The 15,202-nt window shown below is 63.2% G+C and carries 13 protein-coding genes; 10 read left to right on the top strand and 3 right to left on the bottom strand.

The genetic code is table 11. From position 1 onward, the window contains the following. Positions 1-294: 294 nt before the first annotated feature. The 9 genes from A6723_RS32010 to A6723_RS30875 all read left to right on the top strand — a co-directional run bounded on the left by A6723_RS32010 (position 295) and on the right by A6723_RS30875 (position 9,868). A complete protein-coding gene (locus A6723_RS32010; protein WP_139093115.1) occupies positions 295-606 on the top strand; it encodes a hypothetical protein in 312 nt (103 codons plus the stop codon). A 157-nt stretch (positions 607-763) separates the two neighbouring features. Further along, on the top strand, positions 764-1,885 hold the full coding sequence (locus A6723_RS32005) for a hypothetical protein (RefSeq protein WP_139093114.1): 1,122 nt from the start codon (positions 764-766) through the stop codon (positions 1,883-1,885). A gap of 192 nt (positions 1,886-2,077) precedes the next feature. Continuing rightward, the gene (locus A6723_RS30905) at positions 2,078-2,335 is read left to right on the top strand and encodes a PAAR domain-containing protein (RefSeq protein WP_054908526.1); all 258 of its coding nucleotides are present in this window, start codon (positions 2,078-2,080) and stop codon (positions 2,333-2,335) included. Between the two features lie 2 nt (positions 2,336-2,337). Continuing rightward, the gene (locus tag A6723_RS32595; protein WP_054908527.1) at positions 2,338-3,573 is read left to right on the top strand and encodes a hypothetical protein; all 1,236 of its coding nucleotides are present in this window, start codon (positions 2,338-2,340) and stop codon (positions 3,571-3,573) included. A gap of 10 nt (positions 3,574-3,583) precedes the next feature. After that, positions 3,584-6,889 (top strand): ImcF-related family protein, encoded by a 3,306-nt coding sequence (locus A6723_RS30895; protein ID WP_054908528.1) that lies wholly within the window; start codon positions 3,584-3,586, stop codon positions 6,887-6,889. Positions 6,890-7,136: 247 nt separating this feature from the next. Then, positions 7,137-8,177, top strand: coding sequence for an AraC family transcriptional regulator (locus A6723_RS30890; protein WP_054908529.1), 1,041 nt, complete (start codon positions 7,137-7,139; stop codon positions 8,175-8,177). 91 nt (positions 8,178-8,268) lie between these two features. After that, complete coding sequence (locus A6723_RS30885) at positions 8,269-8,721, top strand: universal stress protein (protein ID WP_054908530.1); 453 nt, start codon at positions 8,269-8,271, stop codon at positions 8,719-8,721. 159 nt (positions 8,722-8,880) lie between these two features. Then, positions 8,881-9,132 (top strand): hypothetical protein, encoded by a 252-nt coding sequence (locus tag A6723_RS30880; protein WP_054908531.1) that lies wholly within the window; start codon positions 8,881-8,883, stop codon positions 9,130-9,132. 133 nt (positions 9,133-9,265) lie between these two features. Then, complete coding sequence (locus A6723_RS30875) at positions 9,266-9,868, top strand: hypothetical protein (protein WP_064979916.1); 603 nt, start codon at positions 9,266-9,268, stop codon at positions 9,866-9,868. A 113-nt stretch (positions 9,869-9,981) separates the two neighbouring features. Here the strand turns inward: A6723_RS30875 and A6723_RS30870 are convergent, their stop codons facing one another. The 3 genes from A6723_RS30870 to A6723_RS30860 all read right to left on the bottom strand — a co-directional run bounded on the left by A6723_RS30870 (position 9,982) and on the right by A6723_RS30860 (position 14,114). After that, positions 9,982-10,881 (bottom strand): hypothetical protein, encoded by a 900-nt coding sequence (locus tag A6723_RS30870; RefSeq protein ID WP_054908532.1) that lies wholly within the window; start codon positions 10,879-10,881, stop codon positions 9,982-9,984. 148 nt (positions 10,882-11,029) lie between these two features. Beyond that, positions 11,030-11,215 (bottom strand): hypothetical protein, encoded by a 186-nt coding sequence (locus A6723_RS30865; RefSeq protein ID WP_054908533.1) that lies wholly within the window; start codon positions 11,213-11,215, stop codon positions 11,030-11,032. Between the two features lie 115 nt (positions 11,216-11,330). Continuing rightward, complete coding sequence (locus A6723_RS30860) at positions 11,331-14,114, bottom strand: winged helix-turn-helix domain-containing protein (RefSeq protein WP_054908534.1); 2,784 nt, start codon at positions 14,112-14,114, stop codon at positions 11,331-11,333. A gap of 462 nt (positions 14,115-14,576) precedes the next feature. Here A6723_RS30860 and A6723_RS30855 point away from each other — a divergent pair, with 462 nt between their 5' ends. Continuing rightward, entirely contained in the window at positions 14,577-14,987 is a 411-nt protein-coding gene (locus A6723_RS30855; RefSeq protein ID WP_054908535.1) for a helix-turn-helix domain-containing protein, read from the top strand. Positions 14,988-15,202 lie beyond the last annotated feature (215 nt).

Here is a 15,202-nt window from a genome sequence, read left to right as displayed (position 1 = left end):
GTTGATGGGTAGATTGACTGGAGAGTCTTCTGATAGTTGCAGGATTAGATTGACTCTAAATAGCTGGAGTGGATTTCAGTAGTTGTTTTTTGTTTCTCTGGATTTAGTGAGTAAATGAAAGGAGGATTTGTTATTCGTGCTCTGATTCGGAGTTCCCGTATTTTTAAAAGATGCGTGATAAATCTGCCTCCTATCTGTTTAATTGTTCTCATATTCTGCACTTGCCTTGCTCAGGCTGAGACGTTGGAGTTTGCTGTTAGGTGCTTTTCAGGAGGAAAGTCAGGGAGTGTTAATTTGAAGTTCGCTACAGCATATCTTGCTGTAGATAAATTAAATATTGGTTATGTTCAGTATCAAAGATCCAGCGTGGCAATACCACTGTTTTTTGTTGGTGAGGTGGAGCGCTCGTTAAGTGAGGATAGACCGGCAGAGGTTACTTCAACTTGGCAGGAGGTTTTTGGTCAAAAAAAAGGCGGTAGGTATACAGTTATTTCGCAGGGTGCAAATATATATGGATTTGCGTATAGAAGCGCTTCGGGTAAGGTCTTTAATTTTAAATATAATGCTGATGCAGTGACTTCTGATTATGGGGATTGCAAGTGGTGAGGGGTGGCGTGAGTTTTAACTGGAGGTTCTTTATTGCTTTGGTTGTGGTTCCTTTTTCGAAATCTTTTGGTGCGAGCGTTGAGGGTGTTAGTGGTGCACTTGAATTTTTAGATAAATTAAATGGCGAGTATAAGGCTTCGTGGGCTAAGGGTGATGTATGGATGTGGCTTTAAGGTATTTGGTTGTTTTTGCAGTTTTCTCAGTTTGTAATAATGTGTATGCAGAGACGATTTTGCTTCAGGGGAAAGTTGGTAAGTATTCTGTTGTGATGGAGCTTTGGGAGTCGTCTGGTGAGGGGGGAGGTCGATATTTTTATGATAAGTATAGACAGGATATTGCGCTGCGGGGGCTCCTTGAAGGAAATACCTATCATCTAAGTTCGGCGGATTACGATGGGAGTGAAAATCCTGCGGATGTGTTCGAGTTGGTTCGAACGGGTGACTTGGTAAGTGGTAAATTTACAAGCTCTAAAGGGAAGGAGTTTTTGGTAGAGCTTAAGGTAATTACCCCCGTTTCTATAGATTCGTATGGGGTAACTCCAGGTTTTTTAAAGGAGTTAGGTGGCTACGAAAAACTCCAATTGAATAACCTTAAGCTAGTGCAGGAGAAGGAGGAGATTGTTGGCGGGAAATTTAAGATCAGATGGTTTAGTGAGGCTAGATCAGGCCTTTCGATGTTTCATGTGGTGAGCTGGTATCCAAAGTCAATAATGGGTTCTGTAAACTCAATCATCGATAATAAATTCTATTCAGGGCTTAGTGGGTATTTTGGGTGCTCCGATGGGTTGGGTAGATCGGGTGTGGAGTCAGCAGTCTGGAGTTATTATTTTTCTGCGGAGTTCGTAAGCTATGCCGTGACTAGTGGTTGGTCTTGCGTGGGGGCTGCTCATCCTGATTTCGGCATTCAGGGAACTACAATTAGTACGAGAACAGGGAAAGAGCTAACGTTGGAGGATATGTACTGGGTAGGACAGGGTCGTAAGCCTGTTCCAGACTCGGATGCATGGATGGATTATCGAGTGAAGATATTTGCTCCATCTGTAGTCGGGTTATTTAAGAAGCTCTACCCTGATTACATGGAAATGGATGATGTTGATGGTTGCAATTATTCCGATAGTGGAGTGTGGAGATTTTCTTCTCCCTATTTGACACCGAAAGGTCTTCGTTTGGGGGCTTATTTTGCACGTGTGCAGCGTGCCTGCGACAATCCAGATTGGTCGGTTATACCTTATTCAATTTTGAAGAAAAGAAATCCTTCTCTATTTGGGCGTGAAGATTAATGCTAAGAGGTGTTTTGGCTCTAGTGGTCTCCTCGTCTTTCAGTGTGGATAAAAAGAATAGAGTGGCTTTATCTTGCTCCAGAGCAGTTAGAGCCGTCAGGGTTGTTTGCCTAAAAGTAAGTCCGTCTCTTTTATATTTTCGTGTTTTTCCTGTTTCGGTTATTCGAGACTTTTCGGAAAAGGACCATTGCAATGAAAGGCATCATCCGCATCGGCGACAAAACCACCAGTGGCGGCAGCGTGCTGACTGGCTCCCCCAATAGAAATTTCCACGGCATCGGCGTGGCCCGCGTGGGCGACCAGGTGAGTTGCCCGGCCCATGGGCCGACGGTGGTGAACGAGGGGCACCCGATGTTCAACGATAACGGTGTCCCCATTGCCTTCCATGGCCATCGCTGCGCCTGCGGATGTGCATTGATCACGTCACTGCCCGAAGCGACCGCGAGCTGATCATGGCGGTTCGTCTGGATAAGGTGCCGCCACCGGCCAAGCCGCCGACGCCGCCCAGTGCGTGGGTCTGGCTTGGCCTGTTGTTGCTGGCTTTGTTGAGTGGCATGGGTTTGACCCTGGCGTTGGGCGAGCAGTCGCTAGGGGAGCAGCCCTTGCTGTTCTGGGGCCGCGCGCTGGGGATTCCCCTGGTGGTCTGGAGCCTGCTGCTGTTCGCGCGGTTCCTGCTGCATATCAGCCTGCTCAGTAGCGCCGAGGGCTGGGATGAGGCGCGCGAGGCGGATTGGTTGGCCAAGCTACGCAAGGGGCGCCGTTCGCAGCAGGTGCTGGCGGTCAGTCTCCATACCGCCTTGCGTGATGAGGAAGATGGGCAGGGCGATGCGCAGTTCGAGGCGCTGACCTGCGGCAAGAGTGAGCTGAAAACCCAGCCGGTGCGCGGTAAGGGGGAGCTCACGGCTCGACACACCGCGATGTTGCCGGTCATGGACGATGCCGGGAAAACCCAAGATGACGCGGCGATGCTGCTACGCCTGTACCGCCAGGTACTGGGCGAGATGGCCGTGGCATTACGTGCTTTTCCGGCCGAGCAGCCGCTGATGCTGGTGCAGGAAACCGACAGCAGCGTTCCCCCGGCCGAGCAGCAGGATGCCTGGCAGCGCGCCTGGGCGGAGTCCGGTATCCGTCAGTCGGTGACGCGCCTGGAGCGCCAGGGCCTGGACGCCATTGACCATTGGTTGGACGAGCGCATCGCCGATCCGGCGTTGGTGCTGGTGGTGGCGCTGTGTGTTGCGCCGGAGCCGCTGGAGGACTCGGCGGAGGTTGCGGTGGGGCTGTTGCTGGGCAACCGCCTGACGCAGAAGACGTCACGCGCGGTGGCTTATCTGCACCGCCCGGAGCAGGAGCACGGCACTACTGGCGAAACCCTGCGCTATGCCGCGCATCAGGCGCTGGACTGGGTGCCGCTGAAGGCCGAGGCGCTGAAGCGGGCTTGGTTGGTGGGGATCCCCGCCAAGCGCCAGGGTGACATCAACACGGCGGTGCAGGAGCTGCTTAAGCCGGAACCAGCCGTGCGCGACCTGGGCGCCTGCCTGGGCCACCCTGGCTGCGCGGCGCCATGGCTAGCCATCGCCGCCGCACTAGAGGCGGTGCGCCGTGAGGGCCAGCCGCAAATCATCTTCAGTGGCAACACCGTTGCCGACTCCGCGTTGTGGAGTTCGGTGGCCACGCCGTCGTCGCCATAGGGAAATACCCATGCGTTCTGCTCGTTTGCTGGTTCTGCTCGCTTCGCTGGTTGTGCTGATCGCCGGAGTCGTTGCGGTGTTGCTGTGGCGGCATCCGGAGTTGCTGGGGGTGCGCGCTGGCAGCGAGGAGCAGTCCTCGGGGCTGTTCTGGACGGCGATGCTGGGCTCGGCGCTTGTGCTGGTCCTGGGGCTCTATCGATTCCTGGGCAGGAAGTCCGGGCAGTTCGATTACCGGGCGAGCAGTGCCGATGATGTGGAACCGGCCGCGCAGATGGCGACCGATCCGGCCCAGGTCGCGGCCGACCACGATTTGATTGCCATCCGCAACCATATGCCGGTCGCCTACGGCTTTGCCTGGCGCAACAAGGTTCGCTTGCTGTTGGTGGTGGGCGAGCAGACGGAGGTCGATGCCATTGCGCCCGGGCTGTCTGCCGCCCACTGGCTGGAAGGCGAGGGCGTGGTGCTGCTGCATGGCGGCAGCCTGCGCGGCTCCTGGCGGGCAGGCGTTGTCGGGCTGCTGGCGCAATTGCGCCCAAGGCTGCCGCTGGATGGCGTGGTCTGGGCCTTGAGCGAAGGGCAAAGCCCTGACGCACAGGCATTGAGCGTGGGTGTTCAGCAATTGCGCGGCCTGGCACGGAGCCTGCGCTGGCAGGCGCCCTTGTACCTCTGGCAGGTGCATGGCAGCGAGTGGGAGCAGTACGACCGCACGTTGCCAGCGGTGGGTTGCCTGCTCCCGCCCAAGCTCTCGGAGGGATGGATCGAGAAGGCCTTGCACAAGCTGCTGCCTCCGCTGCGCAAGCAGGGGCTGGCGCGAATGAAATCGTCCAGCAGCCATGACTTCCAGCTGCGCCTGTCGCGCGACCTGGGCAAGGAGGGGATTGCTCGGTGGAGCCAGGCTCTGGATCGACTCAAGCCAGATTTCGCCCGAGGCGTGCCGCTGCGCGGGCTGCTGTTCGGCTTGCCGCAGCAGCCTGTTGGTGAGGGGCTGGTCGGCAACTCCTGGTGGCCGGTGCCGGCCTGGGATGCGATCCGCGAGGACCGGCAGGCGCGCGGGCGTCGTTTTGGCTGGACCTGGCTGCGGGGCGTTCAGCTGGCTGTGCTGGGCTTGGCCAGTCTGTGTGCGTTGGCGTTACTGATCTCGTTCGCTGGCAACCGCCATCAGATCGCCGCGGTTGAGGCGGAGCTGGCGACGGTGAATACCTCCAGTGACCTGGATGCGCGGTTGACGGCGCTTCACCGATTGACGATCACCATGACCACGCTGGAGAACTGGCAGGAGAGTGGCGTGCTCTGGTACCGGCGCCTGGGCCTGAGCCAGAACGATGCGTTGCTCGCCGCGCTTTGGCCACGCTTCACCCAGGCCAGCCAACCGTTGCTGCGCGATGAGGCGGTGCGCAGCCTGGAACGGCGGTTGGTGGCGCTGGCGCAGTTACCGCCAGGCAGCCCGGAACTGGGCGCTGCCGTTGCCGTGGCGCGAGATCAACTCAAGGCTTACCTGATGCTGGCTCAGCCGGAGAAGGCCGACGCCGGCTTCCTTGCCGGGGAGCTGGGCAAGGCTACCGCCGCCCGCGTCGGCGTGACGCCGGCTCGCTGGCAGACGCTGGCTCCCGAGCTCTGGATGTTCTATGCGCGACATCTGGCGGCGCATCCGGACTGGCGAATCACACCCGACGCCCAGTTGGTCACCCAGGCACGCCAGGTGCTGCTGGCCCAGCTCGACCAACCGGCGGCGGAGCAGGTGCTTTACCAGCGCCTGCTGGATGAGGCGGGCAGGGAATATGTTGACCTTCGGTTGGCCGCTCTGGTGGGGGACGACAATACCACGAGCCTGTTTGATACCTCCGCCAGCGTGCCCGGCGCGCTCACTCGGCAAGCCTGGGACGGCTATCTTCGCGCGGCTATCGACAAGGTTGTGGAGGCGCGCCGTGAGGAACTCGACTGGGTGCTCAGCGATCCGCAACACCCGCTGGCTCCTGAAGTGCAACCGGCGGCGCTGCAGGCTCGGCTGACCTCGCGCTACTTCGTTGACTTCAGCCAGGCCTGGCTGAGCTTTCTCAACAGTATTCGCTGGCGCAAGGCGGATGGCCTGTCGAACGCCATCGATCAGTTGGGTTTGCTCGCTGATACCCGCCGTTCGCCGCTGCTGGCGCTGATGAAGACGCTGGCGTTTCAGGGCACTACCGGAGCGCTTGAAAGGCCGGCTTCGGACAAGGCCACCGGCGCTGCCGACGCGGCGCAGGCATTCACGGGGCGGGCACCCATGGAGCAGACCTTCGGCCCGTTGCTGGCCTTGCAGGGAAAGCTTGCCCCGGCCACCCGGCAGCAAGCCAGCCTTCAGGCCTATCTGGTGGGTGTGAGCCAGGTACGCAGTCGTCTGCAACAGGTCAATAACGCTGCTGATCCAGCGGTAATGGCTCAAGCCTTGGCGCAGGCCACGCTCCAGGGCCGCACCATCGACAAGCAGGATTATGGCCAGGTAGTCGCGCAGAGCCTTGGAAAGCCCTTGGCGGTCTTCGCGCAGAACCTCTTCGAGTTGCCCTTGGATCAGGCCTGGTCGGGGGTGATGCAGACCTCGGCCGGTGCTCTGAATCGCCAGTGGCAACAGGAAGTCGTTGCTGATTGGCAGCGTGCCTTCGCCGGTCGCTATCCCTTTGTCGCCGAAGGGCCGGATGCTCCGTTGCCTTTGCTGGGGCAGATGATCAAACCCGGCGGACGTGTCGACCAGTTTATCGACCTCCAGTTGAGCGGGGTCCTGCGCAAGCAGGGCAAGCGTTGGGTGCCCGTGGAGGGAGGCAACCAGGGAGTACGGGTAAGCCCGGCCTTCCTGAAGGCCATCAATCAGTTGGGTGAGCTGGCTGACATCCTGTACACCGATGGCGCCATGCGCATGACGTTTGACCTGAAGGCAAAACCGGTACGCGATCTGGTCGAGACGCAACTGGTCATCGACGGCGAGCGGCTGGAGTACTTCAACCAGATGGAGAGCTGGAAGACCTTCAACTGGCCGAGCCCGAACGACCATCCGGGGGTGATGCTTGCGTGGAACAGCGTGAGGGCCGGGGGCCGCTTGTATGGCGACTATCCCGGTCGCTGGGCGTTATTGCGCTTGCTGGAGCAGGCCAGGGTCACGCCGCTGACGGGCGGTGGTTCGACTCGCCAGATCGTGCTGGTGGCGCCGGACGGGCTGCCGTTGACCTGGGAGATGCGCGCCCAGGGCGGTGGGCCCTTGGCGCTGTTGAAGCTGAGGGGCTTCAAGTTGCCGCAGGAAATCCTGCTGGGTGCACCGGCTTCCGGCCAGGCTTACGCAGTGCAGTAGGTCCGTGCCTCGGCCTTGCTCCGCCTCCGAACCGGGTTTGGCGCCGGCCTGGAGGGCGGTTGGGGGCATGGACACAAGCACCCTGCAGCCGATGAGGCATGCTCGTGTCGGGTGATCACGTGGCTGGGTCGTCTGTAATATTCTGTTACGCCCGCTCTTGGCGGAGCTGCGAAAGCGTTATGATGCGGCCATCGTGCGCCGCCCACATGACAAGAATCGCCGGCGCCCCCGCTCGAGAGCAGCCTACATGCCCAGCACAAGCATCGACGCGCAATTCGACCTGGCCCTGGTTTCACCTTTCCTGCTGCAGACCCTCGCCGAAGTCGCCAGTGACCAGGGAGTGAGCAGCGAACGCCTGTGCCGTGGGCTCGGCTTTACCGCCGAGGAGCTGCAGGACCCGGCGCAGCGCGTCACCTACCGGCAGACGGTGGCGATGATCCAGCGAGCCCTCGCGGCGCTGCCCGAGCGTGGCCTGGGGCTCTGGGTCGGCCATCACAACGTGCTGGGTACACTCGGCCTGCTTGGCCACGTACTGTCCCTCTGCAAGACCCTGCGCGACGCTTTCGAGGTGGGCCGGCGCTTCCAGCACACCACTGGCGGCATTGCGCTGTGCAACCTGATCGAGGGGCCCGAGGAAAGCTTCATCGAAGTCGAATGCCGGTTGCCCTACGCCGACATCCAGGTGTTCGCCGTGGAAGAGTTCTTCGCCAGCCTGCTGGTCTACAACCGCACGCTGATCGGCCCCCAGTTCCAGCCCCTGCGTTTCGAGTTCACCCATGCCGCGCCGGCCTACGAGGCCGAGTACCGCCGGCTGCTCGGGCCGAACCTGCAATTCGGCTGCCTGCACAACCGGGTCGTCATCGCCAGCCATTGGCTGGATGTGCAACTGCCCAGCCACCACCCGGTCGCGCTGCGCCAAGCGCTCAGCCTGCTGGAGGCGGAGTATGCCCAGGTGCAGCAGAAGACCGGCCTGCTGGAAACGGTGGAGCGCGCCATCGCCCGCGACCTGGCCAACGGCAGCCCCATCGACAAGGTTGCCGGCGAGCTGAACATGAGCAGCCGTACCTTGCGCCGTCGCCTGAGCGAGCACGGGATGAGCTTCGACGCCCTGCAGGAACAGGTGCGCCACGCACGCGCCATGAGCCTGCTGAACAACCCGGAAATGCCCATCGAGCGCATCGCCGAGGCGCTTGGCTACAGTGATGTGCGCGGCTTCCGCCGGGCTTTCAAGCGCTGGACCGGGCAGAGCCCGTCCGCCTGCCGCGATGAGGCAATGCCGGCGCACTGAAGCGCCACGGGGCGATTATATTGACGCGGCACAAGGGCGCTCCCGGCCCGCGTGGTTAAGGTCGTAGTGCCCAATCAACGAGGAGCACAGCATGTACAAGCACGTACTGGCCGCCGTCGACGGCAGCCCCGTTTCCTTCAAAGCCCTGGCCGAAGGCGCAAAGCTGGTCCGCATGAGCGGTGGTGAGCTGCACGTCATTACCATCGTCGATCGCCCGCTGGGCCATCTGCCTTACTACGCCAAGTATTACGATGCCGAGGCCCTGCAAGCTGCCGCGCTCAACGCCGCCGACGACATCCTGGGCAAGGCGCGGGAAGTGGTCGCCGAGTATGCCGTGCCGGCCAGCTACCAGCGGGTCAGCATGGAAACCGCCGGCGAAGAAGTGGCCGACCGCATCGAAAGCGAGGCCGACGCCGTCAAGGCCGACGCCATTGTCATGGGTACCCATAGCCGCCGCGGCGTACGGCGCCTGATGCTGGGCAGCGTGGCCGAGGGGGTGCTGCAGTCGAGCAGGCGCCCGGTGCTGCTGGTGCGCGAGCAGTAGGCCTGCGGAGCCGGCTGCGCTGCGTGGCAGATGCCCGCGGTCGCAGCCGGGGCTGCCTTTCGTCGAGCAGCGCGGCGAACCCCGCGCCACCATCGGCAAGCCAGCGGGAAATCGGCTGTACTGGATATTCCCGATCCCTGCGCAGCAGGAGGTGATGCCATGCCCCGTTCCCTGTTCACCGCGATTCTGATGGCGACCTTTCTCGTCGCCTCGGCCGGCTCCACCTGGGCTACCGAGCAGGGCAGCCAGCGTCGTCAGGCGCGGGACGTGCGCCAGGAAACCCGCCAGGACGCCCGGCAGACCAAGCAGAACTGCCGTGCCGCCGACCAGCAGTACAACGCCCAGTGCCGCCAGGACAAACGCCAGACCAAGCAGCAGGGTCGCGAGACTGCGCGGGATATCAAGTACTGAGTAACCTGCGTGGCGCATCACCGGGCAAACGCTACGCTCGGTGAATTCATGCAGCCGCGGCGGACCGGCCTGCTCGTGCTACGTCATTTCCCTGATACCAACCCGCAAACACCCTGATGCAAGGAGTCGCCCGATGAGTGTGTCCCGTTGGATCTACCTGTCCCTGGCCGCCAGCGTGCTGGTCGGTTGCCAGAGCCAGAAGAACGATGAGCTGAGCTACCAGTTCGACAACACCGAGTCAGTCGCCAAGGGTGTGCCGGGCGGCGCGATGACCGAGACGGAAGAGATGCAGGCACGTGTCAGCGCCGTCGACCGGACCAAGCGGGCCTTCACCCTCACGGATGACCAAGGCAACAGCCGCACCCTTCAGGCTCCGCCGGAGATGCGCAACTTCGACCAGCTCAAGGTGGGTGATCGGGTCCGCGCCATCGTCACGATGGAGCGCCTGGTCTACCTGCGCGAGCCGGGCCAGAAGGCTGGCAGCGGCGAGGCAGGCCTGCTGGCGACGGCGCAACCGGGCAACAAGCCAGCCATGCTGGCGGCCGATACGGTGGAGATTACCGCCGTGGTCAAATCCATGGACACCACCCGGCGCACCGCGACCCTGCAGTTCGCCGATGGCAGCCAGCACACGGTCAATGTCCGCCCGGACGTGGAGATGAAGCCCGAGTACCTCGGGCGCCAGCTGGTAATGCGGGTGACCTCTGCGGTCGCCGTCAGCGTCCAGTCGCAGTAGACCGCGCCCAGCGGCGCCGTGCGGTCCGGGCGGCGTAGCAGGCGACGTGGCTGACGTGGTGGAGGATGCGCTCGCCCAGGGTAGGCGCGGTCTTTCGGTATCGAGGGGCAGGTTCAGTGCACACCTTCCAGCGGCGCAGGAAGGTGCAGGACGATCTGCGCGTCCTTGACCACGTCCAGGCGCAGGATGCGTGACGCGCCAAGGCCATCCAGCAACTGGCTCAGCGGCCCGCCGTTGCGAGCCAGGCGCACACCGCGGGGCAGCAGTTTCTGCGCATACGACAGGGTATTGCTCTGCACGCAGGTCCGGTGCCAGCGGCCATCGACCTGGTGGACCATGGTAGTGGTGCCCAGGCGCGATTGCGCAGCGGCGATCTGCAGTGGCGGCAGCGGTGCCTGGAGCAGCAGGTCGGCATTGCCGCTGGGCCCCTGGATGCTGGCGGAAACTTCGCTGCCAATTTTCACCTCGATGCCGGTGCGCCACTTGGGCAACTGGTAGCCGTGCACCCCGCGTACCCGCGCGATCTCGGTGGAGACCGGCAAGGCCAGCACATGGGCGACGAAGCTGCGCCGACGCATCGAGTCCAGCAGTTCAAGGGCGTGGCTGCCGGTGGCGCCCGGCCTGCGGACGACGATGGCGACCGAGACCTCGTCGTACGGGTCATTGTCACACACCGCGTAGGAGAAGAAGGTGAGCGCCACCAGCCCTTGGCCGGGCAGGGCGCGCAGGGGTTCCAGCGGCGCCGGTAGCGTCGCGCGCAGGCGGCCGATGGGCGCCAGGAACAGCAGCTGGATGCTGCTGGTGCGGTAGTAGAAGTTCGGCGCCCAGGTCGGCCCGACGCGCGAAGCGACCAGCTGTTTGGGAATGCGCCGGAAGTAGTCGATGTTGCCGGCGGCGGGGTCCTTTGCCACCTGGTCCAGGTCCGGGTTCATCCGGTAGCGGTCGTAATAGCCGCCCTCGATCACTTCGACGCTGTGGGTACCGAACTCGATTTCCTTGAACCGTGCCTTCATCTGCCTGACCTTCTGGTTGCCCTGTGGGATTCCGCCCGGCGTGGTAGCCGGGCGGCTGTCGAGGGCTACCCTAAGTTTAAAGTTAACTTTAATGTCAAGCGCATTGCCGCCAGGCGTGCAACGATTCCGGCGCGGCGCAACGCCGCGCTCAGAAGTCGTAACGCAGGTTCATCATCAGGCCGCGCGGCGCACCGTAGTGGACGTAGCGGCCAAAGAGCCCGGCGTCCAGCTCGGCGGTGATCACGCAGGCCGCGACGTTGGCATTCAGCTGGCCGTCGTGGAACGCACCTTCCCAGCCCGCTTCGTAGTTCTTGCCCGCCACCGAGTCGAGCACCTTGCCGCTGCGGTCTTGGCCGGCCTGCCGTTTGAGGATGTCGGTGTCGCTGATGTAGACAAACTGGCCTGGCGTGAGGTGGTAGTTTGTGCCGAGGCGCCACTGGCAGCGGATATCAGCGGCCGCAGAGCTCCAGGCACTCCCGCGCCCTGCGCAGGTCCGGTAAGTCGAACCCTTCCGTGAAGCGCTGGTAGACCGGGGCCAGCAGTTGGTGCGCCGGTTCCGGTTTGCCCTGTGCGTTCCACAGCTCCGCCAGGCAAGTGGCCGAACGCAGCTCCCAGGCCAGTGCGCCTTGTTCCTGTGCCTGCGCCAGCGCGCGGGTCAGCAGGGTTTCGGCACCCAGGAGGGATTCGCGGTCGCCGCGCTGCAGCAGGGCCACGGCCTCGTTGCGCAGGATTTCCGGCGCGCACCAACCTGCCGCGCCGGTGCGTGCGCGCATCAGCTGCGCCTGGTCGGTGGGAAGGGCGCGGCCGCCGAGGGTCTGCACGATGTCGCGGACCAGGCCGACGGCGGGGGCTGCGGCGCTGGCCATTTCGTCGAGCTGCATGGCCCACGCGTAATGCCGCGCCCAATCGGTGAACAGCGGGACGCGATGGCGCTCGGCGACTTCGATCATCTGCCGCACGCGTTGGCGGGCCTTGTCGAACTCGCCGTTGTAGAAGGCGATGACGCAGCCAGCCACGGCCAGGCTGTAGGCGATGGACGCGCTGTGGTCGATCTCGCAGGCCAGTTCGATGGCCTGTGTCGCCATGCGTCCCGCCTGCTCGGGCAGGCCGCGCAGCCAGAGCGTGCGCGCCTGGGTGGCGAGGGAGGCGACCTGCTGGTCGTACTGCACGCCCAGGCAAGGCGCGAAGCGGTTGGCCCGGCGCTGTTGTTCCAGGCGCTGCAGCACTTCTTCGCCGACGGCCTGGGCGCGCAGCTGATCGCCCGCGTAGTGCAGCGCCAGCACCTTCAGGCGCAGGGCGCTGGTGGCGAGCATCTCGCCGTGGCCATCGCTGAGGCGATCGAAGTGTCGGCTCTGTTCCGCCGCCTGCTGGTACTGGCCAGCCCACAGCAGCACGGCCAGGCCGCCCGACAGCGCGGTGAGTTCACCGTCGAGATCGCCGATCTGCCGGGCGAGGAAGCGCGCGTTCTGGAAGGCTTCGTCCGCCTGGCTGTTGCGCACGTCGTGGTAGGTGGTGTTGCCCAGCGCCAGTTCCAGGCGCATGGCCAGTTCCAGCGACGAAGCGGATTCGGCGCTGAGAAGGCCGAGCGCGGCGCTCACGTAGGGACCGTATTCGTGCAGCAGCGAAAGCTCCTGCCACAGCGGCGACGAGCAGGCCGCGAGATGGATCGCCCGGCTGTGCCGGACCTCGCCCTGCAGCCCCCAGTCGAGTGCGGCACGCACATCGGCGAGCCAGGGCGCATGGCGTTGCAGCCAGCCCTGGGACGCTGATCGTTCCCACTCGTTCTGCGCAGCCTGCATCGCGCTCTGGCAGAGCTCCAGGTGACGCTCGCGGGCCTGGTGCAGCTCACCGTTGGCCTGGAGTTTTTCCAGGGCGTAGAGGCGGGTCGGTTCCAGCAGCCGGTAGGTGACTTCGTCGCCACGGATCTCAGTGCTCAGCAGCGACTTGGCCGTCAGGTGGTTCACCAGCAGGAACGCCGCGCCGAGGTCCACCGGTTGGCCGAGGACGGCGGCGATGGAGTCGAGCGTGAAACCGCCACGGAACACACTGAGGCGGCGCAGGCAGGATTGTTCCGCGGGGCGCAGCAGCGCGTAGCTCCAGTCGAGCATCGCGCGCAGGTGTTCGTGGCGGTCGGACTGCAGGGGAAGGTCGAGGTAGCCTCCCTGCAGCAGCGCATCGATGCCGCCGTCGGCCTCGCCCAGGTAGCCGGCGGCGAGTTCCAGGGCCAGTGGAATGCCTTCCAGGCGGCGGCAGATTTCGCCGACCCGGGGCAGGTCCTGGGGGCCGAATTCGAAGTCCTCGTGGGTCTCCTTCGCCCGCTCGATGAGCAGCGCCACGGCAGGGTAGGCGAGGGCGTCCTCGATGCTGTCGACCTGCGCCGGTGGGCAACCGAGCGGCCGCAGCGGCTGGATGTGCTCGCCGGTGGCGCGCAGGCTTTCGCGGCTGGTGGCGAGGATGTGGATCTGCGGCGCGTGGCGCAGCAGGCATTCCACCAGATGCGCGGCGGCCTCGATCAGGTGCTCGCAGTTGTCGATGAGCAACAGCATCTGGCGTTCGGCGACCTGGGCGCAGATGTGTTCCAGGGATTCGCCCGCCAGCCCCGGGATGCCCAGCACGCAGGCGAGGCTGCTGTTCAGCGGCCGCGCGTCCTGCAACTGGGTGAGATCGAGCATGCGGATGCCGTGGGGATAGTGGCCGATGAAGCGCTCGGCGGCCTGCAGGGCGAGGCTGGTCTTGCCGATGCCACCGCTGCCCACCAGGCTGATGCAGCGGCGCCGGGGCAACTCGGCGACCAGGCGCTCGAGTTCCGCCTCGCGGCCCAGCAGGCGATTGCGCCGGGGCGGCAGGTTGTGGTCCGCCGATTGGCGCTCATCGGGCGCCGGCGTCGATTGCGCCGAGGCGATCAGTGGCTCGACGAAGCTGTAGCCGCGCAGTGCCACCGTGACGATGAAGCGCCGGCCGTTCTGGCCGTCGCCCAGCGCCTTGCGCAGCGCGGTCATGTGCACCCGCAGGTTGCCTTCGTCGATGTCCTGGCCGGGCCAGGCGCGAGCCAGCAGTTCGCCCTTGCTCACCACCTGGCCGGCGCGCTCCAGCAGCGCCAAAAGGATGTCCAGTGCACGTTGGCCCAGGCGCAGGGGACGGCCGGCCTCGAGGATCATGCGTGAGGTGGGGAATATCTGGTAGGGGCCGAAATGAAGCACGGTTTCGACCGTCGCCACGGGCTCGGGAGTCATCGTCTGGTCGTCGCTTTCGCACGCTGGGGCAGGTTTCGCGCCGGCCCAGGTGCTGGCCCTGGTGGCGCATGTCCATCGACTCTGCGGTCGATTGGCCATTCTTTTTGTGAATGACACTCAGGGTAAACGACGGCTCGGCGTTGGGCCATCCTGTGCCGGGCAGCCTGCTTCGCGCAGTTTGCTTAATAACGATTAACGCCGCGCTCGCCCCGGCATTGCCTGTCGGCGCACAGCGTGGCGTGCTGTTCTGCCTCGCAAGCCTTGCCGGGCAAGGCTTGGCGAGCGTCGGTCGGGAGCTTGCGCGATGATCACGAGCGACCACGCGGGCGATGGAAATCCGCTCCCCGGCCTGTGATCCACTGCTTTTTCGCTCCCACGGGTTAATGCCGTTTAACCAGCTTTAACTCGCCGCCGCCCCTGCGCCCACAAAAAATGGCCACCAGACCGCAGGGGAGGGACAGCATGCTTCAGAGACTGATCGGCCAGATGCCAGTGGACGCGCCAAAGCGTGATCTTGCGCCCTGGCAGCGCGAGCGCGCCCTGGCCTTGCTGCTCAAGCATCTGGACAGCGGCATCGCGGTGAGCGACCTGGCCGCCGCCTGCGCCCTGTCGCGCAGCGATTTCACCCGCAAGTTCAAGGTCGCCACCGGTCACTCGCCCCAGGCGTGGATGCGCATCCTGCGTGTGGAGAAGGCCAAGCAACTGATGCGCGAATCGTCCTTCCCGCTGGCGGAGATCGGCCTGCAGTGTGGCTTCTGCGACCAGGCGCATTTCTGCCGGATTTTCTACCGCATCGAAGGCGTTACGCCCTTGAGCTGGCAGCGCCAGTTCTTCCATGAGGAACACCATTCGACCTGGCGGCACGCGGGCTAGCTCGAGTGCCCAGCGGTGCTCCATGTGTTTATCGTTCTGTGAATGGAACGCTAGAGACAATTTTTGCCGTCTAGCGGATCAATGGTGTCGAAATTAATCTTTGCTCCATGCAGTGACGCACTGCAGAACGAGTCCAAATCCTTTCCGGCCAAGCCGGCACCCACTGAAAGCAAATCGAGGATTTCACCATGACCAACGCTACCTACAACCGCCTG

The organism is Pseudomonas sp. AU11447 (assembly GCF_001672555.2).
GTDB classification, from domain to species: Bacteria; Pseudomonadota; Gammaproteobacteria; order Pseudomonadales; family Pseudomonadaceae; genus Pseudomonas; species Pseudomonas nitroreducens.
Note: the sequence above shows the minus strand (reverse complement) of the source record. Positions and strands in the feature narration are given on the sequence as shown.

Coding starts and splice junctions, on each gene's coding strand:
- A6723_RS32005 (WP_139093114.1), top strand. CDS start 764: ATGGATGTGGCTTTAAGGTATTTGGTTGTTTTTGCAGTTTTCTCAGTT.
- A6723_RS30905 (WP_054908526.1), top strand. CDS start 2,078: ATGAAAGGCATCATCCGCATCGGCGACAAAACCACCAGTGGCGGCAGC.
- A6723_RS32595 (WP_054908527.1), top strand. CDS start 2,338: ATGGCGGTTCGTCTGGATAAGGTGCCGCCACCGGCCAAGCCGCCGACG.
- A6723_RS30895 (WP_054908528.1), top strand. CDS start 3,584: ATGCGTTCTGCTCGTTTGCTGGTTCTGCTCGCTTCGCTGGTTGTGCTG.
- A6723_RS30890 (WP_054908529.1), top strand. CDS start 7,137: ATGCCCAGCACAAGCATCGACGCGCAATTCGACCTGGCCCTGGTTTCA.
- A6723_RS30885 (WP_054908530.1), top strand. CDS start 8,269: ATGTACAAGCACGTACTGGCCGCCGTCGACGGCAGCCCCGTTTCCTTC.
- A6723_RS30880 (WP_054908531.1), top strand. CDS start 8,881: ATGCCCCGTTCCCTGTTCACCGCGATTCTGATGGCGACCTTTCTCGTC.
- A6723_RS30875 (WP_064979916.1), top strand. CDS start 9,266: ATGAGTGTGTCCCGTTGGATCTACCTGTCCCTGGCCGCCAGCGTGCTG.
- A6723_RS30870 (WP_054908532.1), bottom strand. CDS start 10,881: ATGAAGGCACGGTTCAAGGAAATCGAGTTCGGTACCCACAGCGTCGAA.
- A6723_RS30860 (WP_054908534.1), bottom strand. CDS start 14,114: ATGACTCCCGAGCCCGTGGCGACGGTCGAAACCGTGCTTCATTTCGGC.
- A6723_RS30855 (WP_054908535.1), top strand. CDS start 14,577: ATGCTTCAGAGACTGATCGGCCAGATGCCAGTGGACGCGCCAAAGCGT.